Source organism: Aquimarina sediminis (assembly GCF_002895435.1).
Taxonomy (GTDB): Bacteria; Bacteroidota; Bacteroidia; order Flavobacteriales; family Flavobacteriaceae; genus Aquimarina; species Aquimarina sediminis.
Genome location: NZ_POYJ01000007.1, coordinates 91,490 through 115,828, shown reverse-complemented (window position 1 = coordinate 115,828; position 24,339 = coordinate 91,490). Strand labels below are relative to the sequence as shown.

The window sequence follows — 24,339 nt, the reverse complement described above, 5'->3', positions numbered from 1 at the left end:
ATTTTTTAGTCAACAAAATTAGCAGGGTTAGTATCCCAGAATACTTGAGTTGAAATAGGCTTAGTACTTACACTACTATTTCTGTTAACAAGTGCATCTGGATAAAGGAGTGATCTCATATACACACCAGGAGCAGCTAATAAACCAGGCTGTAAATCAGGCTTACCTGTTCTTCTATACGTATTGTAAGCCTCTACACCATTTTGCCATAATGCTAGGTAGTATTGTTCAATGATAATATCTAACTTTTCATCATCGGTAGCAGTTGCATCATATTTAGCTAAAATAGCGTCTTTATAAGCAGTAACATCACCAGCAGTAGGAACTAAAGCTCCTGGTAAATCTGATAATTGCTCTCCAAAAGCCATTACTTTATTAATCGACTGAGTCATGCCGGCTTCTAGATAATCTCTTGCGTCACCAGTAACTCCACTAGTTAAAGCAGTTTCAGCTAACATAAATTGAACATAAGAAGATAGCATGATCATAGAACTACCAGCTCCAATCAATCCTGTATTTCTATTAGTTATATTATTTCCTGAGCCATCATCAAATGGTCCACCTACAGGGTAAACACCAAATAATGTTCTGAAAGCTTGATCTGGCGGGATACCATCTTGATCTAAATTATCTCTACCCCAATATCCATCACCTACACTATTACAAAAAGGATCATCTGCGCTATAATGAGCTGGTTTACTTTCAACAACACAAGGTTTGGTTTGAGTATTTGCTTCAGCAAAGTCTAATTCTTGTCTATAGATATAATATCTTGTTCTAGGGTCGTCAATGCTTGCGTCAGCAACATCTTTTTGGTTTACTAAGCGATTCATAAAATCATTACCTATATAATCAGCAGGTCCATTATCAAAACTAATTCCAAATAAAGGATGTCTACTATCAGGGTTTACATCTGTAGTAGAATAGTTGAATTGGAAATCATCTGCAGAAGAGGAGATATAACCACCTGAATTAGTTGCATCAGTTAAAATAGCATTGATTTTAGAACCAGCATTAGCATCAACCAATTTGGATTGAGTGTACAATTTTATTCTTAAAGTATTTGCAAGTTTTATCCACTTCTCTTCATCACCGTCATAAAAGAAATCATTCTCAATGTTAGAAGCTTGTTCTTTATTAAAGTTTGCTACTGCATCGATTAATAGTTGCTCAACAGAAGCATAGATGTCTTCTCCCGGAGTTAAAGCTGGAGAAATATTCTCAGCACCTAAAAAAGCTTCTTCATATGGAAAATCACCAAAGTAATCAACCAAAGTCATCATAATATATGCTTCCGCTACTTGTGCAACACCTAAATGAGTGTAAAGACCTTTTTCTTCAGCAAGAGGGGTTAAAGTTCTTATATCAATCATTACTCCAGTATACGCGTCTGCATAAATCCCATTTAGATCAGAAGGACCGTATAGATTTTGATATGTAGTACCAAACGCACTTACCATTCTAGTTAGCTGCATACCAAATTCATTTACACCATTAAAGTTGTCGGTATTGTCCGAATCAAAAAAGGCGGCAAGACCTAACTGAATTGCATTTATAAACAAATCTTCAGATGCTTGATCTGGTGTTAATCTACTTGGGTTATTTAAATGGTCTAATTCTGTAGTTTCACAAGAATTTGTTACCATTAAGATACCTGTTAATACTAACGATAGCGTAAAGTGTTTAAGTATCTTTTTTGTTATATTATATTTTTTCATAGTTTTTTTTATTAAAACGTTGCTTGAATACTTACACCATATCTTCTTACACTAGGACCAGTAATAAAGTCAATTCCTAATCCATTACCAACACCTGTACTTAATGAGTTAGTATCAAACCTTACATCGTCAGGGAAGTTGAAAGCTTTGTACCATAAGTTAAATCCTGAAGCTTTGATAGAAAGACTTCCGAAAGGAGTATTGTTTAAGAATTTAGAGGGCATTTTGTACCCTACAGCAAGTTCATTTAATCTAAGTGTAGAACCATCAAACATTTTGAATTCATTTGCACCAAAACCATAAATATCAAAACCAAGATTCGTTGCAGTTATTTGAGTAGTATTAGGTACAGTACCCGTAAGGTTACCGTCGCCATCAAATTGTTGTACAACACCAGGAACAACATATAAAGCTTCTCTATTGATAGGATCATCACCATCAACTACACCACGACCAATAAGCGATCCAGTAGTCGTTGAGAATATATCTCCACCATGACGATATTGCCAATCCATATAAAAAGAAAACCCTTTATACCCTAAGGTAGTATTTACATTGGTTGTCCAATCCGGGTTGGGGTCTCCTAATTCTCTTGGCTCAGTATCTTCAATATACAATCCATCAGCATCTACAAGTCTATCTCCGTTAGCATCTCTTTGAACTGTTGTTCCTAAGATGATACCGTAAGGCTTTCCTTCAATAGCATAGTTTGCCGCTTGCCCAATAACTGCTCCTGTAAGTAGAATTCTATCTACAGAATCATCAAGGTCAGTTACTTCATTTTCATCTGCATAGAAGTTTCCTGCTATATTCCATTTGAAACCGTCACCATTTGGTTTAATGATATCAAGGTTATAATCAATTTCGATACCTTCAGTTTGTAATTCTCCAATGTTTACTGTTTGTATATTAAAACCAGTAGCAAAATCTAATGATTGATCAGTTAATAAGTCAGTTGTCTTTTTAGAGAATACACTTACGTTAAAGTTAAGACGGTTAAAAAGTTTAGTGTCAACACCAAGCTCAAATTCCGTAACAAGCTCAGGCTTTAAGTTAGGGTTACCTAATCTGTTAGCAACATTATTATTAGGTACAGCAGAACCATCAGTAGTAACAAATGCTCTTGGCTGAAGTTCCAATACATTTCTTGTATTATATGTGAATGGGAATCCAGCAGAAGATCCATACCCAAAACGCATTTTTAAATAATTTAACCCATTTCCAGCTAAATTATCAAATGCCGAAGTAGGAATGAAAGAAATACTAGCAGCAGGGTAGAACAATGAATTGTTTTCTCTCTCCAAAGTAGAAGACCAGTCATTACGCCCAGAGGCATTCAAATATAAGAAATCTTGATACGCTAAGGTGGCATCAAAGTATGCTCCAATAGTGTTTTGAGTAGATTTAACTCCAATTGGTAGGTTTGTAAAACTGTTAAAAGAAGACTGACTTTCAAAGTTGAAATGCTCTAATACACCAAAAGCTAATTGCCCTACACTTTCAACACCTTCTCTTTCAAAGTTTTCATAACGCGGGTTAACACCAAGGTTAACATTTAAGTTAAGATTTTCAGAAAGATCTTTATTAGCATTTAAAGACAAAGTATGATCCCATATAGTATTTACTACAGAAGTAGTTCTGTAAATACCAAGTTGTTGACCATCTACACCACCTCTGTTTTGTCCATATCTATTTGATTCAGTATATTGATCAATACCTACACGATACGCCAGGTTTAACCAGTCTTTAATTTCATAGTTTAAAGCAACATTACCAAAAATTCTACGAACTTCTTGCGAAGTTTGAGTGTTAGCCACAGTCCATCTTGGATTCTGGATATCATTTCCAGATCTGTAATATACACTACGTCCATCTTGTGCTTGAAATGGTAATCCAAATAAGTTTACACTACGAGGAGTATATAAAAGATCTCCAAAAACAGAACCTCCATCAAAACCGGTACCAGAACCAAAACTTGGTGCAACTGGAGGGGATTTAAAATCTGTTAATGCAAAGTTAAGTACACCATTTACAGTTAATTTATTAGCTAGTTTTGCACTACCTCCTAAGCCAATATTATTTCTTCTTAATGTGTTACCTGGAGTTACACCTTCATCATTAAGGTGAGTATAACTTAGGTTAAATCTTCCTTTCTCAGAACCTCCACCAACGTTAACAGATGTAGTAGAAGTATATCCAGTTCTAAAGAAATCATCAACACTATTGTAAGGTTGGTATCTGTAGGGAATGTCTATTTGATCTTCAACACCAACATTTAGAGACTGATCACCAAATGCCCCAAGTGGTCCGTTTACTAATGTAGTTCCATCAGGAGCGATACCTATAAAATTTCGATTAGCACTCAAATCAGAGTTAAACCCAGGACCCCAGTTACTAAAGAAGAATCCGTAATCTTGGTGGAAACCACCACCATAATTATTCTGATACTTCGGCAAGATAGCTTCAGAACTAAAAATTGATTGCGTAAAAGTAACTTCGAATTTTTCATTAGAAGAACCTGTAGCTCCATTTTTAGTAGTAATAAGGATTACCCCATTACGACCTGCTTGACCGTATAAAGTAGTTGCACTAAGACCTTTTAATACGTTTACACTTTCTATAGAGTTAGGATCAAGATCCAAGAATCTACTAGATTCAGTAACGTTATCAAGGAAACTTGACTGTGTGTTTGTACCTCCATCAAAAGGAACACCATCAACAATAAAAAGAGGCTGGTTACTTCCAGTTACAGAACTATAACCACGAATAATTATGTTCGTTCCCGAACCTGATAATCCGTTAGTTGCTGTAATGTTAACCCCGGCAGCTTTACCAGATAGGATACGACCTAAATCCGCTTCTGCCTTTTGCTCAATTTTGTCGTTAGCAACAGTACTTACAGCGTAACCTAAAGATTTTTTCTCTCTTCGGATACCCTGTGCAGTTACAACAACTTCTTCAAGCTGTGCTGCATCTTCTTGTAATTGAACATTAATTGTATCGTCATTACCGACAGCAATTTCTCTTACTGCAAAACCTACATAACTAAAGGTTAATACAGCACCTCTATTAGCATTAATGGTATAGTTACCATCAAAATCGGTCTGTGTACCTGTAGCAGTACCTTTTACAACGATATTTACCCCGGGTAATGGTAGTCCGCTATTGTCGGACACATTACCAGAGATCGTTTTTTCTTGTGCAAACGATAGTTGCACTACAAACGCTAGGATTAGCGTTAGAATTCCACTAAACTTTGTTCTCATTTTTATGATTTATTTGAATTAGCCAATGCCAAAAATCACAATAATATCTTTATTAAGCAACTTTTTATTGCAAAAATTTAACCATTCTTTATAATTTATAATGGGATTCGTAATAAGTGTAGGTGTTTTTATGATGAATTATAGGTAAAGGGGTGAGTTGGATGTGATACCTTGAATGTATGGGTGTTTGTATTTGTGTTTTGTTGATTTAGAGGGGCTTAGTTGTTTAAGAGGTTTTTGTAGATTTGATGTAAAGGTGTTTTTCTTGTAAAACCTTTGGTGTAAATTACTGTTATTTTTGGTGGTATTTGATTGTTAATAATTTTAACTATTGATTGTTAGTTTGTTTTACGTGTTAGCTTCAAGATATTGTTTAAGGTTAAAGTTTTGTAGTTGCTTATTCTCTTAAATAATTGGTGTTTTGAGATGATATATTATATGGTGTATGAAATTGAATATATTTATTAATAAGGTCTGTAGCTTTTTTTGTTAGAATAGTCGAATATTAGAAGGATTGCGAATGATGTTAATTGAATATCTTAGAATGCGTTTGAAAATTAATTCGTTAGGATTTGATTTGCTGAAAATTATTTCTACCTTTGCAGCCCTTTAAAAAGGATATTTGAAAAATTTTTAATAATAGTGTAAAGCAAATTATGCCAACAATTTCACAATTAGTACGAAAAGGTAGAGCCAAAATAACTAAGAAGAGTAAATCGGCTGCTTTGGATTCGTGCCCGCAACGCCGCGGTGTTTGTACACGTGTTTATACCACTACACCAAAAAAACCAAATTCAGCTATGCGTAAAGTAGCTCGTGTTAGGTTAACTAATGGTAAAGAGGTGAATGCGTACATCGGTGGTGAAGGTCACAATCTCCAGGAGCACTCGATAGTATTAGTTAGAGGTGGAAGGGTAAAAGATTTACCAGGAGTTAGATATCATATCGTTCGTGGAGCTTTGGACACCGCAGGTGTTGAAGGTAGAACACAACGTAGATCTAAGTATGGTGCAAAACGCCCTAAAAAGTAATTAAAAAACTTTAAGAAGAAGACATGAGAAAAAGAAAGGCTAAAAAAAGACCGATTTTGCCAGATCCACGTTTTAACGATCAGTTAGTGACTCGTTTTGTAAACATGATGATGTGGGATGGTAAAAAATCGACAGCTTTCAAAATATTCTATGATGCAATTGATATTGTAGAAGAAAAAAAACAAAATGACGAAAAAACGTCTTTAGAGATTTGGAAAGATGCGTTGTCAAATGTGATGCCACATGTTGAAGTACGAAGTCGACGTGTTGGAGGAGCTACTTTTCAGATTCCTAATCCAATCAGACCAGACCGTAAAATTTCCACTGCAATGAAGTGGTTGATCCAGTTTTCTCGTAAAAGAAATGAGAAATCTATGGCGCAGAAGCTTGCTGCAGAGATTATTGCTGCAGAAAAAGAAGAAGGAGCTGCTGTTAAGAAAAGAGTAGATACTCATAAGATGGCTGAAGCAAATAAAGCATTCTCACACTTTAGATTTTAATCATTAAGAAATGGCTAGAGATTTAAAATATACTAGAAATATAGGAATTGCTGCGCATATTGACGCAGGGAAAACTACAACTACCGAACGTATTCTTTATTATACAGGTGTAAGTCATAAAATTGGAGAAGTACATGATGGTGCGGCTACAATGGATTGGATGGAGCAAGAGCAAGAACGTGGTATTACTATTACTTCTGCTGCGACAACTTGTGAGTGGAACTTTCCAACAGAAAATGGAAAAGCGGTAGACGATACCAAAGGATATCATTTTAATATTATTGATACTCCAGGTCACGTGGATTTTACTGTAGAGGTAAATCGTTCATTAAGAGTGTTAGACGGATTAGTTTTCTTGTTTAGTGCGGTTGATGGAGTAGAGCCACAATCAGAGACTAACTGGAGACTTGCTGATAATTATAAGGTACCAAGAATAGGGTTTGTGAATAAAATGGATCGTCAAGGATCTAATTTTATGGCAGTCTGCCAGCAGGTAAAAGATATGTTAGGTTCTAATGCTGTGCCTATCGTTATGAATATAGGTGATGAAGCTGATTTTAAAGGTATTGTAGACTTAGTAAAGAATCGTGCTATTGTATGGCATGATGAAACACAGGGGTCTACCTTTGATGTTATTGATATTCCTGATGATCTTAAAGAAGAAGCGAAAATTCTTAGAGGAAAACTTATAGAAGAAGTTGCTGCTTACGATGAAGATCTTCTTGAAAAATTTATGGAAGATGAAGATTCTATTACAGAGGAAGAAGTACATGCTGCACTTAGAGCCGCAGTAATGGATATGTCTATTATTCCAATGATATGTGGGTCTGCATTTAAAAATAAAGGAGTACAATTCCTTTTAGATGCAGTATGTCGTTATTTGCCTTCTCCAACGGATAAAGAGGGTATTGTAGGGATTAATCCAAATACAGACCAGGAAGAATTGCGTAAGCCTGATGTAAAAGAGCCTTTTTCGGCTTTGGCATTTAAAATTGCTACTGATCCTTTTGTAGGTCGTTTAGCATTCTTTAGAGCTTATTCTGGTCGTTTGGATGCTGGGTCTTATATTTTGAACAATCGTTCAGGTAAAAAAGAGCGTATCTCTCGTATCTATCAAATGCATTCTAATAAGCAAAACGCTATCGAGTATATCGAAGCCGGTGATATTGGAGCTGCAGTTGGGTTTAAAGATATTAAGACTGGAGATACTATGTCTGATGAGAAAAATCCTATTGTTTTAGAATCTATGGATTTTCCTGATCCCGTAATTGGTATTGCAGTTGAGCCTAAAACAAAAGCAGATGTAGATAAATTAGGTTTGTCTTTGGCTAAATTAGCTGAGGAAGATCCAACGTTTACAGTAAGAACTGATGAGGCTTCAGGTCAAACTATTATTTCTGGAATGGGTGAGCTTCACTTGGATATAATTGTTGATCGTTTGAAGAGAGAGTTTAAGGTTGAAGTTAACCAAGGACAACCTCAAGTTGAGTATAAAGAAGCTATCACAGCTGCTGCAGATCACAGAGAGGTGTATAAGAAGCAATCAGGTGGTCGTGGTAAATTTGCAGATATTGTGTTTACTATTGAACCAGCAGATGAAGGTCAGGTAGGGCTTCAGTTTGAATCTATAATTAAAGGAGGTAATGTTCCTAAGGAGTTTATTCCTTCAATTGAAAAAGGATTCAAGATGGCAATGGTTAATGGGCCGTTGGCAGGATATGAGGTTGATGCTATGAAAGTAACTTTAAAAGATGGTTCTTATCACGATGTGGATTCGGATCAGCTTTCTTTCGAATTAGCTGCTAAATTAGGTTTTAAAAATTCAGCAAAAGCTGCTAAAGCCGTAATTATGGAGCCGATTATGAAGCTTGAAGTTATTACTCCTGAAGAAAACATGGGGGATATCGTAGGTGATCTTAACCGTCGTAGAGGACAAGTGAGTGATATGGGAGACCGTGCAGGGGCAAAAACTGTGAAAGCTACAGTTCCTCTTTCTGAAATGTTTGGATATGTTACAACATTAAGAACATTGTCTTCGGGTAGAGCTACATCTACAATGGAATTTTCTCACTATGCTGAGACTCCTTCTAATATTTCGGAAGAAGTAATTGCAGCTGCAAAAGGAGTTAACGCTTAATTATTACAGAAATGAGTCAAAAAATTAGAATAAAACTGAAATCTTACGATCATAACTTAGTGGATAAGTCTGCTGAGAAAATCGTAAAAACGGTAAAGAGTACAGGAGCTGTAGTAACTGGGCCAATCCCTTTACCAACACATAAGAAGATTTTCACGGTGCTTCGTTCACCTCACGTAAATAAAAAATCGAGAGAGCAATTTCAATTAAGTTCCTATAAGAGATTATTGGATATTTATAGTTCATCTTCAAAAACGATTGATGCGTTGATGAAGCTTGAGTTACCAAGTGGAGTTGAAGTTGAGATCAAGGTGTGATAAAACTTTAAAGTAAGCGTTGTCTTACTGTAAAATGTCCCAAGCCGTGTGCGAGGGAAAAACGGCAAAAAAGTACATTCAGGGTTGAAAGTATTTTGACCCTGTTTTTTTGCAAAAGTTTAAAGTGAATTGAAAGAGATTTCAATAAGAAAATAGTAAATCATTAATAAATAATTAAATATGTCTGGGTTAATAGGAAAAAAAATCGGTATGACCAGCATTTTCGATGAGAATGGAAAAAATATTCCATGTACAGTAATCGAGGCTGGACCATGCGTGGTAACCCAAGTCAGAACTGAAGAGGTTGATGGCTATGAAGCTATTCAATTAGGTTTCGATGACAAAGCAGACAAAAATGCTACTAAAGCGGCTATAGGTCACTTTAAAAAAGCAGGAACTGTTGCTAAACGTAAAGTTGTCGAATTCAAAGGTTTTGATGAGGAGTACAAGTTAGGAGATACGGTAACAGTTGAGCACTTTACTGAAGGTGAATTTGTGGATGTTTCTGCAACTTCGAAAGGTAAAGGTTTTCAAGGGGTAGTAAAAAGGCATAATTTTGCTGGTGTGGGTCAGGCTACTCACGGTCAGCATAACCGTCTAAGAGCTCCTGGTTCTATAGGTGCTGCATCTTATCCTGCAAGAGTTTTCAAAGGAATGAAAATGGCAGGAAGAATGGGTGGAGATCAGGTAAAAATTCAAAACTTAAAAGTGTTAAAAGTAGTAGCTGAAAAGAATATACTTGTTGTCAAAGGATGTGTTCCTGGGCATAAAAACGCTTATGTAACGATTCAGAAGTAATGGAAGTAACGGTAATTGATATTAACGGAAAAGAAACAGGAAGAAAGGCAAACCTTTCTGATGCTGTTTTTGGTATAGAACCAAATGATCATGCTGTCTACTTAGATGTGAAGCAATACTTGGCTAATCAGCGTCAAGGTACTCATAAGGCTAAGGAAAGAGCTGAGATCGTAGGTAGTACTAGAAAGATAAAGAAACAAAAAGGAACTGGTACTGCCAGAGCTGGTAGTATTAAGTCTCCAATATTTAAAGGTGGAGGTAGAGTTTTTGGTCCTAGACCGCGTAACTACTCTTTTAAATTAAATAAGAACTTAAAAAGATTAGCGCGTAAATCTGCGTTAAGTATTAAGGCAAATGATAAAGCAATTACGGTTGTTGAGGATTTTTCTTTTGATACTGTAAAAACGAAAAATTTTACAGCTATTTTGAAGTCTTTAGGACTTGAAAACAAAAAATCTTTGTTTGTGTTGGCTGAGTCAAATAAAAATGTATATTTGTCGTCACGCAATTTAAAAAGTTCAGAAGTTATAACTGCTTCAGAATTAAGTACTTACAAAATACTTAATGCAGGCAAAGTTGTGCTTTTGGAAGGTTCTTTGAAAGGAATTGAAACGAATTTAAGTAAATAGAAGCCATGAGTATCTTAATAAAACCTATTATTACAGAAAAGGCTACTACTGATAGCGAAGTGTTTAATCGCTATGGTTTTGTAGTAGATAAGAGAGCGAATAAGGTAGAGATCAAAAAAGCAGTTGAAGCTGCTTATGGAGTGTCTGTTACTAAGGTTCGAACAATAAATGTCCGCCCAGATAGAAGTACTCGTTATACAAAAACGGGTATGGTTACTGGTAAAACAAGCGCTTTTAAAAAGGCAATTGTACAGGTGGCGGAAGGTGAAGTAATTGATTTATATAGTAATCTTTAAGACTAGAAAATGTCAGTAAGAAAATTGAAACCAATTACCCCAGGTCAGCGTTTTAGAGTAGTAAATGGGTATGACGCCATTACTACTGATAAGCCGGAGAAAAGTTTATTAGCTCCGAAAAAAAGATCTGGTGGTAGAAACAGTCAAGGAAAAATGACTATACGCTACAAAGGTGGTGGTCATAAAAGAAGGTATCGTATCATTGATTTTAAACGTGATAAGCAGGGAGTTCCTGCTACGGTTGCAACAATAGAATATGATCCAAACAGAACTGCATTTATAGCGCTTTTGAATTACCAAGATGGTGAAAAGCGTTATGTTATCGCTCAAAACGGTTTACAAGTTGGTCAAAATATCGTTTCAGGAACTGATGTAGCTCCTGAAATCGGTAATGCTATGCCACTTAGTAATATTCCTTTAGGTACTATCATTTCGTGTATAGAATTACGCCCTGGTCAAGGTGCGGTAATGGCACGTAGTGCTGGTTCTTTTGCACAACTTATGGCAAGGGATGGTAAATTTGCAACGGTAAAACTGCCATCAGGAGAGGTGAGAATGATATTGGTTAATTGTATGGCTACAATAGGAGCTGTATCTAATAGCGATCATCAGTTGGTTGTTGGAGGTAAAGCCGGTAGAACTAGATGGCTAGGTCGTCGTCCTCGTACAAGACCAGTAGCAATGAACCCTGTAGATCACCCAATGGGTGGTGGAGAAGGGCGTTCTTCTGGAGGTCACCCACGTTCTAGAAAAGGTCTTCCTGCAAAAGGATATAGAACCCGTTCTAAGACGAAAGCGAGTAATAAGTATATTGTAGAACGTAGAAAGAAATAATAAGATATGGCACGTTCATTAAAAAAAGGACCTTACGTTCACTATAAGTTAGAGAAAAAAGTAGCTGCGAATGTAGAAGCTAATAAAAAGTCGGTTATCAAGACTTGGTCAAGAGCATCTATGATTACTCCTGACTTTGTAGGGCAAACAATTGCAGTTCATAATGGTCGCCAATTTGTTCCAGTATATATTACTGAGAATATGGTAGGTCATAAATTAGGAGAATTTTCGCCAACTCGTTCTTTTAGAGGACATGCTGGTGCTAAAAATAAAGGTAAAAAATAATTTAAGTCATGGGAGTTCGTAAAAGAGAAATGGCAGACAGAATTAAGGAGGAGAAAAAGCAAATTGCTTTTGCTAAACTTAATAACTGCCCTACGTCACCTCGCAAAATGCGTTTAGTAACGGATTTAATACGTGGTGAAAAAGTTGAAAAGGCGCTTCATATTCTTAGATTTAACCCTAAAGAAGCATCACGTCGTTTAGAGAAGTTATTGCTTTCTGCAATAGCTAATTGGCAAGCGAAAAATGAAGACGCAAGCATTGAAGATGCTGATCTTTTTATCAAAGAGATTCGTGTAGATGGAGGAAGTATGTTAAAAAGACTTCGTCCTGCTCCACAGGGTCGAGCACATAGAATAAGAAAACGCTCTAATCACGTGACAATCGTGGTTGCAGCAAACAATAATACACAAAGCTAATATAAACTATGGGACAGAAGACAAATCCAATCGGAAATCGCCTTGGTATCATCAGAGGATGGGAGTCCAACTGGTATGGAGGTAATGACTACGGTGATAAACTTGCCGAAGACGATAAGATTAGAAAGTATGTACACGCACGTTTATCAAAAGCTAGTGTATCTAGAGTAATTATTGAGCGAACGCTTAAACTTGTAACCGTTACTATCACCACTGCCAGACCTGGTATCATTATCGGAAAAGGTGGACAGGAGGTAGACAAGTTAAAAGAAGAGCTTAAGAAGATTACTGAAAAAGAAGTACAGATCAATATTTTTGAAATCAAGAGACCAGAACTTGATGCATTCTTAGTAGGATCTAGCGTAGCAAGACAAATAGAAAGTCGTATTTCATATCGTCGTGCTATTAAGATGGCTATTGCGGCTGCAATAAGAATGAATGCAGAAGGGATCAAAATTCAGATTTCAGGACGTTTGAATGGTGCAGAAATGGCACGTTCAGAGTCTTATAAAGAAGGTCGTATTCCTTTATCAACATTTAGAGCTGACATAGATTATGCTTTAGTAGAAGCACACACTACTTACGGTAGATTGGGTGTTAAAGTATGGATCATGAAAGGTGAAGTATATGGTAAGAGAGAGCTTTCTCCTTTGGTTGGATTATCCAAAAAACAAGGAAAAGGTGACCGAGGTGGACGAAGTGGTGGAAATAATAAATCACGTCGTAGAAAGTAATTTTTTAAAGTAAATTAACAATGTTACAGCCTAAAAGAACAAAATTCCGTAAACAACAAAAAGGACGTATGAAAGGTCTTTCTCAAAGAGGACACACGCTTTCAAACGGAACTTTCGGAATTAAATCATTAGATTCAAGTTTTGTTACTGCTAGACAAATAGAAGCAGCTCGTATTTCTGCTACTCGTTATATGAAAAGAGAAGGATCTCTGTGGATTAAAATTTTCCCAGACAAGCCTATAACTAAGAAACCTCTTGAAGTACGTATGGGTAAAGGAAAAGGTGCTGTAGAGTATTGGGCAGCAGTAGTAAAACCAGGAAGAATATTATTTGAAATAAGTGGAGTGCCTTACGACGTAGCTAAAGAAGCTCTTCGTCTGGCAGCTCAGAAGCTTCCTGTAAAAACTAAGTTTATCGTAGCTAGAGATTATCAAGCTTAATATTTGAGAGACTATGAAACAATCAGAAGTAAAAGAATTATCTACAGCTGAATTACAAGAGGAACTTGGTAAAACTCAGAAAGCGTATTCAGATTTAAGAATGGCTCACGCTATGTCTCCATTAGAGAATCCTTTACAATTGCGTAAGGTTAGAAGATCTATTGCAAGAATGGCTACAGAGCTAACAAAAAGAGAATTAAACGGTTAATTCTGCTGAAAGATGGAAAAAAGAAATTTAAGAAAAGAGCGTATAGGGGTTGTGACTAGCAACAAAATGCAAAAATCAATTGTAGTTGCCGAAGTTAAAAAAGTAAAACACCCGATGTACGGAAAGTTCGTGTTAAAAACGAAAAAATACGTTGCACACGACGAGAAAAACGACTGCAATATTGGTGATACTGTAAAGATCATGGAAACAAGACCTTTGAGTAAAACCAAGTGCTGGAGATTAGTAGAAGTAATTGAAAGAGCGAAGTAATTATGGTACAACAAGAGTCTAGATTAAAAGTAGCCGATAATACAGGAGGTAAAGAAGTTTTAGTTATCCGTGTTTTAGGTGGTACAAAAAGAAGATACGCCTCTGTAGGTGACAAGATCGTTGTCAGTGTTAAAGAAGCAACTCCTAATGGAAACATTAAAAAAGGAGCAGTTTCAACCGCAGTTGTTGTTCGTACTAAGAAAGAAGTGCGCAGACCAGATGGTTCTTATATTCGTTTCGATGATAATGCATGTGTTCTATTGAATCCTGCTGGCGAAATGAGAGGAACTCGTGTTTTTGGTCCTGTTGCAAGAGAACTTCGTGATAAGCAATTCATGAAGATTGTTTCACTAGCGCCAGAAGTGCTTTAATAAAAGTAGTGAAGATGACAAAGCTAAAAATAAAATCAGGAGATACTGTACGAGTTGTCGCAGGTGACAATAAAGGTCAAGAAGGCGTAGTACAGAAAGTACTGAAAGATAAGAACAAAGCGATTGTGGAAGGCGTAAATATGGTGTCAAAACACCAAAAGCCTAGTGCTGCCAATCCACAAGGAGGTATTGTAAAGCAAGAAGCACCTATTCATATTTCTAACTTATCATTGTTAACCGCCAAAGGTGAAACAACAAGAGTTGGGTATAGAGTAGAAGGAGATAAGAAAGTAAGATTTTCTAAAAAATCTAATGAAGTAATATAATTATGGCTTATATCCCAAGATTAAAACAAGAGTATAAAGACAAAGTAGTGTCTGCTCTTACCGAAGAATTCAGCTATGATAATGTAATGCAGGTTCCAAAACTTAAAAAAATAGTTTTAAGTAAAGGGATAGGTGCAGCAGTAGCTGATAAAAAGTTAATCGATTACGCAGTTGATGAATTAACAAATATAACAGGTCAAAAAGCTATAGCAACAATTTCTAAAAAGGATGTTGCCTCTTTCAAATTACGTAAAGGAATGCCAATTGGTGCTAAAGTTACGTTAAGAGGAGAAAGAATGTATGAGTTTTTAGATCGTTTGATTACTTCAGCGTTACCACGTGTAAGAGATTTTAACGGAATAAAAGCAACAGGTTTTGATGGAAGAGGTAATTACTCATTAGGTATTACTGAACAAATTATTTTCCCAGAGATCGATATTGATAAAGTAAATAAGATATCTGGAATGAATATTACTTTCGAAACTTCGGCTAAAACCGATAAAGAAGCAAAATCATTGTTAACCGAACTAGGATTACCTTTTAAAAAGAATTAATTATGGCTAAAGAATCAATGAAAGCCCGTGAGGTGAAGAGAGCTAAAACTGTGGCAAAATATGCAGAAAAACGCAAAGCTTTAAAAGAAGCTGGTGATTACGAAGCATTACAAAAATTGCCTAAAAATGCTTCTCCTATCCGTAAGCATAATCGTTGTAAGTTAACAGGAAGACCAAAAGGATATATGCGTCAGTTTGGAATTTCTCGTGTAACTTTCAGAGAGATGGCTAACAAAGGATTAATTCCAGGAGTAACTAAAGCTAGTTGGTAATAATAAAGAAAATTAATTGGTTTAAGGTTCGACAATTAAGTTGAAAACCAAAACCATAAATTAGACACAATGAATACAGATCCTATAGCAGATTATTTAACCAGAATTCGTAATGCGAATAGTGCTCAACACAGAGTGGTTGAGATACCAGCTTCGAAGGTTAAAAAAGAAATCACTAAAATATTATTCGATCAAGGATATATTTTAAGTTATAAGTTTGAAGATAATACAACACAAGGTACTATCAAAATCGCACTTAAGTACGATAAATTAACTAAAGAACCAGTAATTAAAGAATTACAAAGAATTAGTAAACCAGGTTTACGTAAGTATGCAGGGTCTAATGATATTCCTAGAATTCTTAATGGATTAGGTATAGCGATAGTTTCTACTTCTCACGGTGTAATGACCGGTAAGCGTGCTAAGCAAGAGAATGTAGGTGGAGAAGTGCTTTGCTACGTTTATTAACAGTATAAAAGACAAGAAAAAAATGTCAAGAATAGGAAAAAATCCAGTAACTATTCCGTCTGGTGTCACTGTTGAAGTGACAGGTAATGTTGTTACTGTTAAAGGAAAATTAGGAGAGCTTTCTCAAGAAATCGATAGTATCGGTGTGAAAGTAGAAGAAGGTCAAGTAGTTCTTGAAAGACCTAGTGATATCAAAGATCATAAAGCAAAGCATGGATTATACCGAGCTTTGATTAATAATATGGTAGTTGGTGTTTCTGAAGGTTATACTAAAGAATTAGAATTAGTCGGAGTTGGTTATAGAGCTTCTAATCAAGGTCAAAAATTAGATTTGGCTTTAGGATTCTCCCACAATATAGTATTAGACTTAGCTCCAGAGGTTAAGGTTGAAACTATTTCAGAAAAAGGTAAAAACCCTATCGTAAAATTAACTTCTCACGATAAGCAATTGGTTGGACAGATAGCTGCTAAAATTAGAAGCTTCCGTAAGCCAGAGCCTTATAAAGGGAAAGGAATCAAATTCGTAGGAGAACAATTAAGAAGAAAAGCAGGTAAATCTGCATAATAACTAACGTTATGGCATTCTCAAAAGAGTCAAGAAGATTAAAGATAAGAAAGCGTATCCGTGGTAGTGTAAACGGAACAGAGCAACGACCTAGATTATCTGTTTTTAGAAGTAATAAAGAAATCTATGCTCAGATCATAGATGATGTAACTGGTAAAACAATCGGTGCTGCTTCTTCAAGAGATAAGGACATTGCTTCGGCAACTGGAAATAAAATAGAAAAGGCAAACTTGGTAGGAAAAGCACTTGCTGAAAAAGCTAAGAAAGCTGGTATTGAAGCAGTATCTTTTGATAGAGGAGGATATTTGTATCACGGTAGAGTAAAATCATTAGCAGACGGTGCTAGAGAAGCAGGACTTAAATTCTAAGAAATTATGTATCAAAAATATAAAAACGCAGAATTAGTAAAACCAAGTGGACTTGAACTTAAGGACCGTTTAGTTGGTGTACAACGTGTAACTAAAGTTACTAAAGGAGGTAGGGCATTTGGATTCTCTGCAATCGTTGTTGTAGGAGACGAAAATGGTGTTGTTGGTCATGGTTTAGGAAAATCTAAAGAAGTTGCCGAAGCAATTGCTAAGGCAGTAGAAGATGCAAAGAAGAACCTGGTTCGAATTCCTTTACATAAAGGTACTTTGCCACATGAACAAAAAGGTAAGTATGGTGGAGCGAGAGTATTGCTTATGCCTGCTGCAACGGGTACCGGGGTAATTGCTGGTGGTGCTATTCGTGCGGTATTAGAATCAGTAGGAGTACATGATGTACTTTCTAAGAACCAAGGATCGTCTAACCCACATAATGTGGTGAAAGCAACTTTCGATGCTTTGTTACAAATGCGTAGTGCGCAGCAAGTAGCGATTCAAAGAGGTGTTTCACTAGAAAAAGTGTTTAAAGGATAAAATTAGGAACGATGGCAAAGATTAAAATTACTAAAGTAAAAAGTGCGATTAATCGTACTCAGAGACAAAAGAGAACCTTAGAGGCTCTAGGTCTTAAAAAGATCGGCCAGGTTGTGGAGCATGAAGATACTCCTAATATCCTAGGGATGGTAAATAAAGTTAAACATTTAGTTTCGGTAGAAACAAAATAATAAAAGCACATGGATTTAAGTAACTTAAAACCTGCTGCAGGTTCGGTAAAAAATAATAGTAAGCGAGTAGGTCGTGGACAAGGTTCCGGAAAAGGAGGAACTGCTACTCGTGGTCATAAAGGAGCAAAATCACGTTCTGGGTATTCTAAAAAGATCGGTTTTGAAGGTGGGCAAATGCCACTTCAAAGACGTGTGCCAAAATTTGGATTTAAGAATATTAATAGAAAAGAGTATCAAGGAATTAATCTAGACACACTACAAAAATTAGTAGATGATGGAAAAATTAAAGATACTGTAGATCTAGAAGTGATTTTAAGTACACGCCTTGCTGGAAAAAATGATTTGGTTAAGATACTGGGGAGAGGAGAATTAAAGGCAAAGCTAAAAGTCTCAGCTCATAAATTCACAGCCACTGCAAAAGCTGCTATAGAAGCAGCAGGTGGTGAAGCAGTAACCTTATAATAAACGATTCATGAAATTTATTGATACAATAAAAAACGTTTGGAAAATCGAAGAACTAAAAAATAGAATCCTAGTTACACTAGGGTTGCTTTTGGTATATCGATTTGGAGCACAGATTGTACTTCCTGGAATAGATGCTTCAGAATTAGCAAACCTTGGTACGCAGACTCAGGATGGTATATTGGGATTGCTTAATGCATTTACGGGAGGAGCTTTTGCAAATGCTTCTGTATTTGCACTTGGTATTATGCCTTATATCTCTGCTTCGATTGTAGTTCAGTTGATGGGAATTGCAATTCCTTATTTACAGAAACTACAAAAAGAAGGAGAAAGTGGTAGAAAAAAGATTAACCAGATTACACGTTGGTTAACTATTGCCATTACTCTAGTTCAGGGACCTGGGTATATTTATAATTTGTTTGCAACATTACCGGCAGAAGCCTTTGTGATTCCTAATCAAACCGTTTTTGTTGTATCTTCTGTAATTATCATATCTACAGGTTGTGTTTTTGCAATGTGGCTAGGTGAGAAAATTACTGATAAAGGTATAGGTAACGGTATTTCTTTATTAATTATGGTAGGTATTATTGCTACTTTACCACAATCATTCGTGCAAAATTTTGCATCCAGAACTTCTGGAGATGGCGGAGGAATGATTATGGTTTTAATAGAGTTGGTTATCTGGTTTGTTATTATTTTAGCTTCAGTGCTATTGGTAATGGCTGTGCGTCAGATACCGGTACAATATGCAAGAAGAACTGCTGGCGGTGGATACGAAAAAAATGTTTTCGGTTCTCGTCAGTATATTCCGTTAAAGTTAAACGCATCAGGAGTAATGCCGATCATCTTTGCTCAAGCAATTATGTTTGTGCCTGTTGCAGTTGCTGGATTATCAGATTCAGAAATGTCACAAGGTGTAAAAGCTGCGTTTAGTGATATCTTTGGATTTTGGTATAACCTTGTATTTGCATTGTTGATTATAATATTTACATATTTCTATACTGCAATTACGGTGCCTACAAACAAGATGGCAGATGATCTAAAACGTAGTGGAGGTTTTATTCCTGGGATACGTCCTGGAAGTGAAACTTCTGAATATTTGGACAAGATTATGTCTCAGATTACACTACCGGGATCTATATTTTTAGCATTAATCGCTATATTTCCTGCTGTTGCTGTTAAATTATTAAATGTACAACAAGGTTGGGCATTGTTTTTCGGTGGTACCTCATTACTAATTATGGTTGGGGTAGCTATAGATACAATGCAACAAGTTAATTCATACTTGCTTAACAGGCATTATGATGGATTGATGAAAACTGGTAAAAACCGTAAAGCAGTAGCATAATGGCAAAACAACCGGCAATAGAACAAGATGGAAGTATTATCGAAGCATTGTCAAATGCTATGTTTCGTGTAGAGCTAGAGAATGGTCACGTAGTGACAGCTCATATCTCAGGTAAAATGCGTATGCATTATATAAAATTATTACCTGGTGATAAGGTGAAATTAGAAATGAGTCCTTATGATTTAACAAAGGCTCGTATAACATATAGATATTAATATTGTATTAATATTAGTTAATTAAGATTTTTTGTGTACTTTTGCGGGCTGAAAAATCTTGTTACTGATCCCTTTCGAAGTATGTGTTTTGCATATTTTGGAAATAAAAAACAAAGAGATGAAAGTTAGAGCATCAATAAAAAAGAGAAGTGCCGAGTGCAAGATTGTACGTAGAAAAGGCCGACTTTACGTAATTAATAAAAAGAATCCTAGATTTAAACAAAGACAAGGGTAATTATGGCAAGAATTGCAGGGGTAGATATACCTAAACAAAAGCGAGGAGTTATAGCATTAACCTATATCTTCGGAATTGGTAGAAGTAGAGCTAAAGAAATTTTAGCGTCTGCCAAAGTAGATGAAAGTATAAAAGTTTCTGATTGGGATGATGACCAGATCGGTCGTATTCGTGAAGCTGTTGGAAGCTATACCATAGAAGGAGAATTACGTTCTGAAGTACAGTTAAACATCAAGCGTCTTATGGATATAGGATGCTATAGAGGTATACGTCATAGAGCTGGTTTACCACTTAGAGGACAACGTACTAAGAATAACTCTAGAACACGTAAAGGAAGAAGAAAAACTGTTGCTAACAAGAAAAAAGCGACTAAATAATAAGTAGTATGGCAAAGTCAACTTCAAAAAAACGTAAAGTAATAGTTGAATCTGTAGGAGAGGCACATGTAACAGCTTCTTTTAACAACATTATTATTTCGTTAACAAATAAAAAGGGAGACGTTATTTCATGGTCTTCTGCTGGTAAAATGGGATTTAGAGGTTCTAAGAAGAATACTCCTTATGCAGCCCAATTAGCTGCAGAGGATGCCTCTAAAGTTGCTATCGAAGCAGGGCTTAAGAAAGTGAAAGTATACGTTAAAGGACCAGGTAATGGTAGAGAATCTGCAATACGTTCTCTTCATAATTCAGGAATTGAAGTTTCAGAAATAATTGATGTAACTCCAATGCCACATAATGGATGTCGTCCTCCAAAAAGACGTAGAGTGTAATTCTTATCCCGAATTTTATTTCGGGATCTTTTTATATAATTAACAATAAGTAAATCTAAAAGAGGGAAACTGATTTATGAAGGAAAGAGACCTTAATTCATGAATCGCCCTCAATAACTAAATTATTACTAATGGCAAGATATACTGGTCCAAAAACAAAAATCGCTCGTAAATTTGGAGAAGCGATCTTCGGAGACGATAAGTCATTCGAAAAAAGAAATTACCCTCCAGGACAACACGGAAATAACAGACGTAGAGGTAAAAAAAGTGAGTATGCAATCCAATTAATGGAAAAGCAAAAAGCTAAATATACCTACGGTGTTTTAGAACGTCAATTCCGTAATATGTTCGAAAAAGCAACGCGCTCACAAGGTATTACTGGTGAAGTGTTACTTCAACTTTGTGAATCTCGTTTGGATAACGTAGCTTATAGAATGGGACTTTCTAATTCGCGTAGTGGTGCTAGACAGTTGGTTTCTCACAGGCATATAACGGTTAACGGAAAACAAGTGAATATTCCTTCTTACCAATTGAAAGCAGGAGATGTTGTTGGAGTTAGAGAAAAATCAAAATCACTTGAAGTAATTCAAAACTCACTTGCTAATAATAGTAAAGTGTATGAGTGGATTACTTTTAATAATGATACTAAAGAAGGTACATTTGTATCTGTTCCGGCTAGAATTCAAATTCCGGAAAACATTAATGAACAATTCATCGTCGAATTATACTCTAAGTAATAACTCTAAGAAGAAACAATAACATGGCAATATTAAATTTTCAGAAGCCCGATAAAGTTATCATGATCGACTCTACTGAGTTCGATGGTAAATTCGAATTTAGACCATTAGAACCAGGATATGGATTAACGGTTGGTAACGCTTTACGAAGAGTTTTGCTATCTTCTTTAGAGGGATTCGCTATAACTTCTCTTAGAATAGAAGGTGTAGATCATGAATTCTCTACAATCGCTGGAGTGGTAGAAGATGTTACAGAAATAATCTTAAATCTTAAACAAGTTCGTTTTAAACGTCAAATCGAAGATATAGATAACGAATCTGTTACCATTTCTATTTCAGGGCAAGAGCAATTAACAGCTGGAGATTTTCAGAAGTTTATTTCTGGATTCCAAGTATTAAATCCTGATCTTGTTATCTGTAATATGGATAAAAAAGTAGCTCTTAATCTTGAAATCACTATTGAAAAAGGTAGAGGTTATGTTCCTGCAGAGGAAAACAAGAAGGCTAACGCTCCTATAGGAACCATTTTTACAGACTCTATTTACACTCCAATTAAAAATGTTAAATATAGCATTGAGAATTATCGTGTAGAGCAAAAAACAGATTACGAAAAATTAGTTTTCGAAATTGTAACTGATGGATCTATTCATCCTAAAGATGCATTAACAGAAGCTGCAAAAATACTAATACATCACTTTATGTTGTTCTCGGATGAGCGTATAACATTAGAAGCTGATGAGATTGCACAAACAGAAACTTATGATGAAGAATCACTTCACATGAGACAGTTGTTAAAAACTAAATTGATCGATATGGATCTATCTGTACGTGCATTAAATTGTTTAAAAGCTGCAGAAGTTGATACATTAGGAGATTTAGTATCTTACAATAAGAATGACTTAATGAAGTTCCGTAACTTTGGTAAGAAATCTTTAACTGAGCTAGAAGAGCTAGTGAATGTAAAGGGACTTAACTTTGGTATGGATCTTTCGAAATATAAACTAGATAAAGACTAATCTATCATATTTTGCTCCCCAAAGAGGGTTGTAGCAAGATGATGATTAAAATTAAATGTCATGAGACACGGAAAAAAAGTAAATCACTTAGGTAGAAAAACAGCGCATCGCAAGGCAATGCTTGCTAATATGGCTTGCTCTTTAATTGAGCATAAAAGAATTAATACTACAGTTGCTAAAGCTAAAGCGTTAAAGCAGTTTGTAGAGCCGTTAGTTACCAAGTCGAAAGAGGATACAACGCATAATCGTCGTATTGTTTTTAGTAGATTGCGTAATAAGTATGCAGTAACAGAATTGTTTAGAGATGTAGCTCCTAAAGTAGGAGATAGACCTGGAGGATATACAAGAATTATTAAACTAGGAAATCGTCTTGGAGATAATGCTGATATGGCAATGATCGAATTGGTAGATTACAATGAGCTTTATAATGCTGGTAAACCTGCTAAGAAGAAATCTAGAAGAAGAGGTGGTAAAAAGTCTGGAAAAGCTCCAGCTGTAGCACCAGTTGCTGAAACTCCTAGTTCTGAAGAAGAGTAAATGAATGATGCGAATCGCACATAATATAAAAGGATAAACGTTCGCCGTTTATCCTTTTTTTTTGAACATTTTTAAAAAAAATTCCATTTTAGGAAATCTTAGTACCAAATAAATTTAGATAGTGTGATTATAGTGATATAGAAAATTTGATTAAAGTATTCGCTATAAAAATAAAATCTTACGATTAAAAACAATATTTACAAACAGATGAAGTATCAATCTCGAAAAAAAGCAATTCTTTTATTAGCCGATGGAACCATTTTTCATGGTAAAGCCGTTGGAAGAGAAGGTAGCGCCTTTGGCGAAGTATGTTTTAATACTGGTATGACAGGGTATCAGGAAATTTTCACGGATCCGTCGTATTATGGGCAGTTAATGGTAACAACTAATGCGCATATTGGTAATTATGGAACTAATGAAGAAGAAATTGAATCAGATTCAATTAAAATAGCAGGTTTGATAGTTAAGAATTTTAGCTATGAGTATTCTAGGGATCTAGCTGATAGTTCCTTGCAAGACTTTTTGGCTAAACATAATCTTCTAGCAATTTCTGATGTAGATACTAGAGCTTTAGTAAGTTATATTAGAGATAATGGAGCTATGAATGCGGTTATTTCTACAGAAGTAGATAAGATAGATGACCTAAAGAAAGAGTTAGCTGCGGTTCCGGATATGAATGGATTGGAGTTGGCTTCCAAAGTCTCTACTACCGAGCCTTATTTTGTAGGAGATCCTAAAGCTACGTATAAGGTTTCAGCCTTGGACATAGGAATAAAGAAAAATATTTTAAGAAATCTTGCAAAAAGAGACGCTTATATAAAGGTGTTTCCGTACGATTCAACATTTGATGAAATGAGCGAATGGGGACCAGATGGATATTTTTTGTCTAATGGACCTGGAGATCCTGAGCCATTGACTCAAGCAATTGACACAGCAAAGAAAATTTTAGAAAAAGATTTACCATTATTTGGTATTTGTTTGGGGCATCAAGTGATAGCATTAGCTAATGGGATTAGTACCTATAAAATGCATAATGGACATAGAGGTATAAATCACCCGGTAAAGAATTTGATCACCACAAAGGGGGAAATTACATCTCAGAATCATGGTTTTGCAATTCAAAGAGAAGAGACAGAAAACCATCCTGATGTAGAGATAACTCATGTGCATCTTAATGATGATACGGTTGCGGGAATTAAAATGAAAAATAAAAATTGTTTTTCTGTACAGTATCATCCCGAAGCAAGTCCAGGACCAAATGATTCAACATACCTGTTTGATCAGTTTATAGAAAATATAAAAAAATCAAAACAATAGAATAATAAAAAAACTTGGATCGTTTTAGTGTTATATATTTCATTTTTAGCAAGTATTAATTTATAACGTTATAGTTAATAACTTGGCTGTTATATTGTAATTTCTGTAGTAAATTATGGTTTTTTTCAAGGGATTAAAATTTACTGGTTTTGTATATTGCGAAGAATTAAAATTATCC

Annotated in this window: 35 protein-coding genes; 33 read left to right on the top strand and 2 right to left on the bottom strand. The window is 35.6% G+C overall.

Annotated features, from left to right (window positions below; genetic code table 11):
• Positions 1 to 5: 5 nt before the first annotated feature.
• The gene (locus C1X07_RS15825) at positions 6 to 1,718 is read right to left on the bottom strand and encodes a SusD/RagB family nutrient-binding outer membrane lipoprotein (protein WP_103071005.1); all 1,713 of its coding nucleotides are present in this window, start codon (positions 1,716 to 1,718) and stop codon (positions 6 to 8) included.
• Between the two features lie 11 nt (positions 1,719 to 1,729).
• A complete protein-coding gene (locus C1X07_RS15820) occupies positions 1,730 to 4,984 on the bottom strand; it encodes a SusC/RagA family TonB-linked outer membrane protein (protein ID WP_103071004.1) in 3,255 nt (1,084 codons plus the stop codon).
• A gap of 656 nt (positions 4,985 to 5,640) precedes the next feature.
• Here C1X07_RS15820 and rpsL point away from each other — a divergent pair.
• From rpsL to carA, 33 genes are all read left to right on the top strand, one after another.
• Positions 5,641 to 6,015 carry a 30S ribosomal protein S12 gene (gene rpsL / locus C1X07_RS15815; RefSeq protein ID WP_024770883.1) on the top strand — a complete coding sequence of 125 codons (375 nt, stop codon included), beginning with the start codon at positions 5,641 to 5,643 and terminating at the stop codon, positions 6,013 to 6,015.
• A gap of 23 nt (positions 6,016 to 6,038) precedes the next feature.
• Complete coding sequence (gene rpsG / locus C1X07_RS15810; protein ID WP_024770882.1) at positions 6,039 to 6,515, top strand: 30S ribosomal protein S7; 477 nt, start codon at positions 6,039 to 6,041, stop codon at positions 6,513 to 6,515.
• A 10-nt stretch (positions 6,516 to 6,525) separates the two neighbouring features.
• The gene (gene fusA, locus C1X07_RS15805) at positions 6,526 to 8,652 is read left to right on the top strand and encodes an elongation factor G (RefSeq protein ID WP_103071003.1); all 2,127 of its coding nucleotides are present in this window, start codon (positions 6,526 to 6,528) and stop codon (positions 8,650 to 8,652) included.
• Between the two features lie 11 nt (positions 8,653 to 8,663).
• On the top strand, positions 8,664 to 8,969 hold the full coding sequence (gene rpsJ / locus C1X07_RS15800; protein WP_010181931.1) for a 30S ribosomal protein S10: 306 nt from the start codon (positions 8,664 to 8,666) through the stop codon (positions 8,967 to 8,969).
• 180 nt (positions 8,970 to 9,149) lie between these two features.
• Complete coding sequence (rplC, locus tag C1X07_RS15795; RefSeq protein WP_103071002.1) at positions 9,150 to 9,767, top strand: 50S ribosomal protein L3; 618 nt, start codon at positions 9,150 to 9,152, stop codon at positions 9,765 to 9,767.
• A complete protein-coding gene (gene rplD, locus C1X07_RS15790; RefSeq protein ID WP_103071001.1) occupies positions 9,767 to 10,396 on the top strand; it encodes a 50S ribosomal protein L4 in 630 nt (209 codons plus the stop codon). Before rplC ends, rplD begins: the two co-directional genes overlap by 1 nt.
• A 5-nt stretch (positions 10,397 to 10,401) precedes the next feature.
• Positions 10,402 to 10,692 (top strand): 50S ribosomal protein L23, encoded by a 291-nt coding sequence (gene rplW / locus C1X07_RS15785; protein WP_103071000.1) that lies wholly within the window; start codon positions 10,402 to 10,404, stop codon positions 10,690 to 10,692.
• Positions 10,693 to 10,701: 9 nt separating this feature from the next.
• The gene (gene rplB, locus C1X07_RS15780) at positions 10,702 to 11,526 is read left to right on the top strand and encodes a 50S ribosomal protein L2 (RefSeq protein WP_103070999.1); all 825 of its coding nucleotides are present in this window, start codon (positions 10,702 to 10,704) and stop codon (positions 11,524 to 11,526) included.
• Between the two features lie 6 nt (positions 11,527 to 11,532).
• The gene (gene rpsS, locus C1X07_RS15775; protein ID WP_024770876.1) at positions 11,533 to 11,811 is read left to right on the top strand and encodes a 30S ribosomal protein S19; all 279 of its coding nucleotides are present in this window, start codon (positions 11,533 to 11,535) and stop codon (positions 11,809 to 11,811) included.
• Between the two features lie 8 nt (positions 11,812 to 11,819).
• Positions 11,820 to 12,227, top strand: a complete 408-nt coding sequence (gene rplV / locus C1X07_RS15770; RefSeq protein ID WP_103070998.1) for a 50S ribosomal protein L22 — start codon at positions 11,820 to 11,822, stop codon at positions 12,225 to 12,227.
• Between the two features lie 8 nt (positions 12,228 to 12,235).
• Positions 12,236 to 12,961, top strand: coding sequence for a 30S ribosomal protein S3 (gene rpsC, locus C1X07_RS15765; protein WP_103070997.1), 726 nt, complete (start codon positions 12,236 to 12,238; stop codon positions 12,959 to 12,961).
• Positions 12,962 to 12,981: 20 nt separating this feature from the next.
• The gene (rplP, locus tag C1X07_RS15760; RefSeq protein ID WP_025666451.1) at positions 12,982 to 13,401 is read left to right on the top strand and encodes a 50S ribosomal protein L16; all 420 of its coding nucleotides are present in this window, start codon (positions 12,982 to 12,984) and stop codon (positions 13,399 to 13,401) included.
• 13 nt (positions 13,402 to 13,414) lie between these two features.
• Complete coding sequence (gene rpmC, locus C1X07_RS15755) at positions 13,415 to 13,609, top strand: 50S ribosomal protein L29 (protein WP_024770872.1); 195 nt, start codon at positions 13,415 to 13,417, stop codon at positions 13,607 to 13,609.
• 12 nt (positions 13,610 to 13,621) lie between these two features.
• A complete protein-coding gene (rpsQ, locus tag C1X07_RS15750) occupies positions 13,622 to 13,879 on the top strand; it encodes a 30S ribosomal protein S17 (protein WP_025666453.1) in 258 nt (85 codons plus the stop codon).
• 2 nt (positions 13,880 to 13,881) lie between these two features.
• Positions 13,882 to 14,250 carry a 50S ribosomal protein L14 gene (gene rplN / locus C1X07_RS15745; protein WP_027392543.1) on the top strand — a complete coding sequence of 123 codons (369 nt, stop codon included), beginning with the start codon at positions 13,882 to 13,884 and terminating at the stop codon, positions 14,248 to 14,250.
• 14 nt (positions 14,251 to 14,264) lie between these two features.
• Complete coding sequence (rplX, locus tag C1X07_RS15740; protein WP_103070996.1) at positions 14,265 to 14,576, top strand: 50S ribosomal protein L24; 312 nt, start codon at positions 14,265 to 14,267, stop codon at positions 14,574 to 14,576.
• 2 nt (positions 14,577 to 14,578) lie between these two features.
• Entirely contained in the window at positions 14,579 to 15,130 is a 552-nt protein-coding gene (rplE, locus tag C1X07_RS15735; protein WP_103070995.1) for a 50S ribosomal protein L5, read from the top strand.
• 2 nt (positions 15,131 to 15,132) lie between these two features.
• Positions 15,133 to 15,402: a 30S ribosomal protein S14 gene (gene rpsN / locus C1X07_RS15730; RefSeq protein ID WP_025666456.1), complete on the top strand. Its 270-nt coding sequence runs from the start codon at positions 15,133 to 15,135 to the stop codon at positions 15,400 to 15,402.
• A gap of 69 nt (positions 15,403 to 15,471) precedes the next feature.
• Positions 15,472 to 15,870, top strand: a complete 399-nt coding sequence (gene rpsH, locus C1X07_RS15725; RefSeq protein ID WP_103070994.1) for a 30S ribosomal protein S8 — start codon at positions 15,472 to 15,474, stop codon at positions 15,868 to 15,870.
• Between the two features lie 22 nt (positions 15,871 to 15,892).
• Entirely contained in the window at positions 15,893 to 16,435 is a 543-nt protein-coding gene (gene rplF / locus C1X07_RS15720) for a 50S ribosomal protein L6 (RefSeq protein WP_103070993.1), read from the top strand.
• An 11-nt stretch (positions 16,436 to 16,446) separates the two neighbouring features.
• Positions 16,447 to 16,803: a 50S ribosomal protein L18 gene (rplR, locus tag C1X07_RS15715; protein ID WP_103070992.1), complete on the top strand. Its 357-nt coding sequence runs from the start codon at positions 16,447 to 16,449 to the stop codon at positions 16,801 to 16,803.
• Positions 16,804 to 16,809: 6 nt separating this feature from the next.
• Positions 16,810 to 17,334 (top strand): 30S ribosomal protein S5, encoded by a 525-nt coding sequence (rpsE, locus tag C1X07_RS15710; protein ID WP_103070991.1) that lies wholly within the window; start codon positions 16,810 to 16,812, stop codon positions 17,332 to 17,334.
• 11 nt (positions 17,335 to 17,345) lie between these two features.
• The gene (gene rpmD, locus C1X07_RS15705) at positions 17,346 to 17,525 is read left to right on the top strand and encodes a 50S ribosomal protein L30 (RefSeq protein WP_103070990.1); all 180 of its coding nucleotides are present in this window, start codon (positions 17,346 to 17,348) and stop codon (positions 17,523 to 17,525) included.
• A 9-nt stretch (positions 17,526 to 17,534) separates the two neighbouring features.
• Positions 17,535 to 17,987 carry a 50S ribosomal protein L15 gene (gene rplO, locus C1X07_RS15700; RefSeq protein WP_103070989.1) on the top strand — a complete coding sequence of 151 codons (453 nt, stop codon included), beginning with the start codon at positions 17,535 to 17,537 and terminating at the stop codon, positions 17,985 to 17,987.
• 10 nt (positions 17,988 to 17,997) lie between these two features.
• On the top strand, positions 17,998 to 19,335 hold the full coding sequence (secY, locus tag C1X07_RS15695; protein WP_103070988.1) for a preprotein translocase subunit SecY: 1,338 nt from the start codon (positions 17,998 to 18,000) through the stop codon (positions 19,333 to 19,335).
• Positions 19,335 to 19,550, top strand: a complete 216-nt coding sequence (gene infA, locus C1X07_RS15690; protein WP_008613577.1) for a translation initiation factor IF-1 — start codon at positions 19,335 to 19,337, stop codon at positions 19,548 to 19,550. Before secY ends, infA begins: the two co-directional genes overlap by 1 nt.
• A 118-nt stretch (positions 19,551 to 19,668) precedes the next feature.
• Positions 19,669 to 19,785: a type B 50S ribosomal protein L36 gene (gene ykgO, locus C1X07_RS15685; RefSeq protein WP_013621733.1), complete on the top strand. Its 117-nt coding sequence runs from the start codon at positions 19,669 to 19,671 to the stop codon at positions 19,783 to 19,785.
• A 2-nt stretch (positions 19,786 to 19,787) separates the two neighbouring features.
• The gene (gene rpsM / locus C1X07_RS15680; RefSeq protein ID WP_103070987.1) at positions 19,788 to 20,162 is read left to right on the top strand and encodes a 30S ribosomal protein S13; all 375 of its coding nucleotides are present in this window, start codon (positions 19,788 to 19,790) and stop codon (positions 20,160 to 20,162) included.
• 8 nt (positions 20,163 to 20,170) lie between these two features.
• Positions 20,171 to 20,554 carry a 30S ribosomal protein S11 gene (gene rpsK, locus C1X07_RS15675; RefSeq protein ID WP_025666464.1) on the top strand — a complete coding sequence of 128 codons (384 nt, stop codon included), beginning with the start codon at positions 20,171 to 20,173 and terminating at the stop codon, positions 20,552 to 20,554.
• A gap of 131 nt (positions 20,555 to 20,685) precedes the next feature.
• Positions 20,686 to 21,291 carry a 30S ribosomal protein S4 gene (gene rpsD, locus C1X07_RS15670; protein ID WP_103070986.1) on the top strand — a complete coding sequence of 202 codons (606 nt, stop codon included), beginning with the start codon at positions 20,686 to 20,688 and terminating at the stop codon, positions 21,289 to 21,291.
• A gap of 23 nt (positions 21,292 to 21,314) precedes the next feature.
• On the top strand, positions 21,315 to 22,307 hold the full coding sequence (locus tag C1X07_RS15665) for a DNA-directed RNA polymerase subunit alpha (protein WP_103070985.1): 993 nt from the start codon (positions 21,315 to 21,317) through the stop codon (positions 22,305 to 22,307).
• 60 nt (positions 22,308 to 22,367) lie between these two features.
• Complete coding sequence (gene rplQ, locus C1X07_RS15660; protein ID WP_103070984.1) at positions 22,368 to 22,844, top strand: 50S ribosomal protein L17; 477 nt, start codon at positions 22,368 to 22,370, stop codon at positions 22,842 to 22,844.
• Between the two features lie 207 nt (positions 22,845 to 23,051).
• The gene (gene carA / locus C1X07_RS15655; protein WP_103070983.1) at positions 23,052 to 24,161 is read left to right on the top strand and encodes a glutamine-hydrolyzing carbamoyl-phosphate synthase small subunit; all 1,110 of its coding nucleotides are present in this window, start codon (positions 23,052 to 23,054) and stop codon (positions 24,159 to 24,161) included.
• Positions 24,162 to 24,339 lie beyond the last annotated feature (178 nt).

What these genes read in the sequence shown, in the direction of transcription:
- rpsC (WP_103070997.1), top strand. Translation starts at nt 12,236, where the DNA reads ATGGGACAGAAGACAAATCCAATCGGAAATCGCCTTGGTATCATCAGA.
- rpsH (WP_103070994.1), top strand. Translation starts at nt 15,472, where the DNA reads ATGAATACAGATCCTATAGCAGATTATTTAACCAGAATTCGTAATGCG.
- rplB (WP_103070999.1), top strand. Translation starts at nt 10,702, where the DNA reads ATGTCAGTAAGAAAATTGAAACCAATTACCCCAGGTCAGCGTTTTAGA.
- rpsD (WP_103070986.1), top strand. Translation starts at nt 20,686, where the DNA reads ATGGCAAGATATACTGGTCCAAAAACAAAAATCGCTCGTAAATTTGGA.
- rplF (WP_103070993.1), top strand. Translation starts at nt 15,893, where the DNA reads ATGTCAAGAATAGGAAAAAATCCAGTAACTATTCCGTCTGGTGTCACT.
- rplX (WP_103070996.1), top strand. Translation starts at nt 14,265, where the DNA reads ATGACAAAGCTAAAAATAAAATCAGGAGATACTGTACGAGTTGTCGCA.
- secY (WP_103070988.1), top strand. Translation starts at nt 17,998, where the DNA reads ATGAAATTTATTGATACAATAAAAAACGTTTGGAAAATCGAAGAACTA.
- rpsG (WP_024770882.1), top strand. Translation starts at nt 6,039, where the DNA reads ATGAGAAAAAGAAAGGCTAAAAAAAGACCGATTTTGCCAGATCCACGT.
- infA (WP_008613577.1), top strand. Translation starts at nt 19,335, where the DNA reads ATGGCAAAACAACCGGCAATAGAACAAGATGGAAGTATTATCGAAGCA.
- rplC (WP_103071002.1), top strand. Translation starts at nt 9,150, where the DNA reads ATGTCTGGGTTAATAGGAAAAAAAATCGGTATGACCAGCATTTTCGAT.
- rpmC (WP_024770872.1), top strand. Translation starts at nt 13,415, where the DNA reads ATGAAACAATCAGAAGTAAAAGAATTATCTACAGCTGAATTACAAGAG.
- rpsL (WP_024770883.1), top strand. Translation starts at nt 5,641, where the DNA reads ATGCCAACAATTTCACAATTAGTACGAAAAGGTAGAGCCAAAATAACT.
- rpsJ (WP_010181931.1), top strand. Translation starts at nt 8,664, where the DNA reads ATGAGTCAAAAAATTAGAATAAAACTGAAATCTTACGATCATAACTTA.
- rplE (WP_103070995.1), top strand. Translation starts at nt 14,579, where the DNA reads ATGGCTTATATCCCAAGATTAAAACAAGAGTATAAAGACAAAGTAGTG.
- rplO (WP_103070989.1), top strand. Translation starts at nt 17,535, where the DNA reads ATGGATTTAAGTAACTTAAAACCTGCTGCAGGTTCGGTAAAAAATAAT.
- rplP (WP_025666451.1), top strand. Translation starts at nt 12,982, where the DNA reads ATGTTACAGCCTAAAAGAACAAAATTCCGTAAACAACAAAAAGGACGT.
- rplR (WP_103070992.1), top strand. Translation starts at nt 16,447, where the DNA reads ATGGCATTCTCAAAAGAGTCAAGAAGATTAAAGATAAGAAAGCGTATC.
- rpsS (WP_024770876.1), top strand. Translation starts at nt 11,533, where the DNA reads ATGGCACGTTCATTAAAAAAAGGACCTTACGTTCACTATAAGTTAGAG.
- rpsQ (WP_025666453.1), top strand. Translation starts at nt 13,622, where the DNA reads ATGGAAAAAAGAAATTTAAGAAAAGAGCGTATAGGGGTTGTGACTAGC.
- rpsN (WP_025666456.1), top strand. Translation starts at nt 15,133, where the DNA reads ATGGCTAAAGAATCAATGAAAGCCCGTGAGGTGAAGAGAGCTAAAACT.
- C1X07_RS15820 (WP_103071004.1), bottom strand. Translation starts at nt 4,984, where the DNA reads ATGAGAACAAAGTTTAGTGGAATTCTAACGCTAATCCTAGCGTTTGTA.
- ykgO (WP_013621733.1), top strand. Translation starts at nt 19,669, where the DNA reads ATGAAAGTTAGAGCATCAATAAAAAAGAGAAGTGCCGAGTGCAAGATT.
- rpmD (WP_103070990.1), top strand. Translation starts at nt 17,346, where the DNA reads ATGGCAAAGATTAAAATTACTAAAGTAAAAAGTGCGATTAATCGTACT.
- rpsE (WP_103070991.1), top strand. Translation starts at nt 16,810, where the DNA reads ATGTATCAAAAATATAAAAACGCAGAATTAGTAAAACCAAGTGGACTT.
- rpsM (WP_103070987.1), top strand. Translation starts at nt 19,788, where the DNA reads ATGGCAAGAATTGCAGGGGTAGATATACCTAAACAAAAGCGAGGAGTT.
- rplV (WP_103070998.1), top strand. Translation starts at nt 11,820, where the DNA reads ATGGGAGTTCGTAAAAGAGAAATGGCAGACAGAATTAAGGAGGAGAAA.
- C1X07_RS15665 (WP_103070985.1), top strand. Translation starts at nt 21,315, where the DNA reads ATGGCAATATTAAATTTTCAGAAGCCCGATAAAGTTATCATGATCGAC.
- rplQ (WP_103070984.1), top strand. Translation starts at nt 22,368, where the DNA reads ATGAGACACGGAAAAAAAGTAAATCACTTAGGTAGAAAAACAGCGCAT.
- rplW (WP_103071000.1), top strand. Translation starts at nt 10,402, where the DNA reads ATGAGTATCTTAATAAAACCTATTATTACAGAAAAGGCTACTACTGAT.
- C1X07_RS15825 (WP_103071005.1), bottom strand. Translation starts at nt 1,718, where the DNA reads ATGAAAAAATATAATATAACAAAAAAGATACTTAAACACTTTACGCTA.
- rplN (WP_027392543.1), top strand. Translation starts at nt 13,882, where the DNA reads ATGGTACAACAAGAGTCTAGATTAAAAGTAGCCGATAATACAGGAGGT.
- rplD (WP_103071001.1), top strand. Translation starts at nt 9,767, where the DNA reads ATGGAAGTAACGGTAATTGATATTAACGGAAAAGAAACAGGAAGAAAG.
- carA (WP_103070983.1), top strand. Translation starts at nt 23,052, where the DNA reads ATGAAGTATCAATCTCGAAAAAAAGCAATTCTTTTATTAGCCGATGGA.
- rpsK (WP_025666464.1), top strand. Translation starts at nt 20,171, where the DNA reads ATGGCAAAGTCAACTTCAAAAAAACGTAAAGTAATAGTTGAATCTGTA.
- fusA (WP_103071003.1), top strand. Translation starts at nt 6,526, where the DNA reads ATGGCTAGAGATTTAAAATATACTAGAAATATAGGAATTGCTGCGCAT.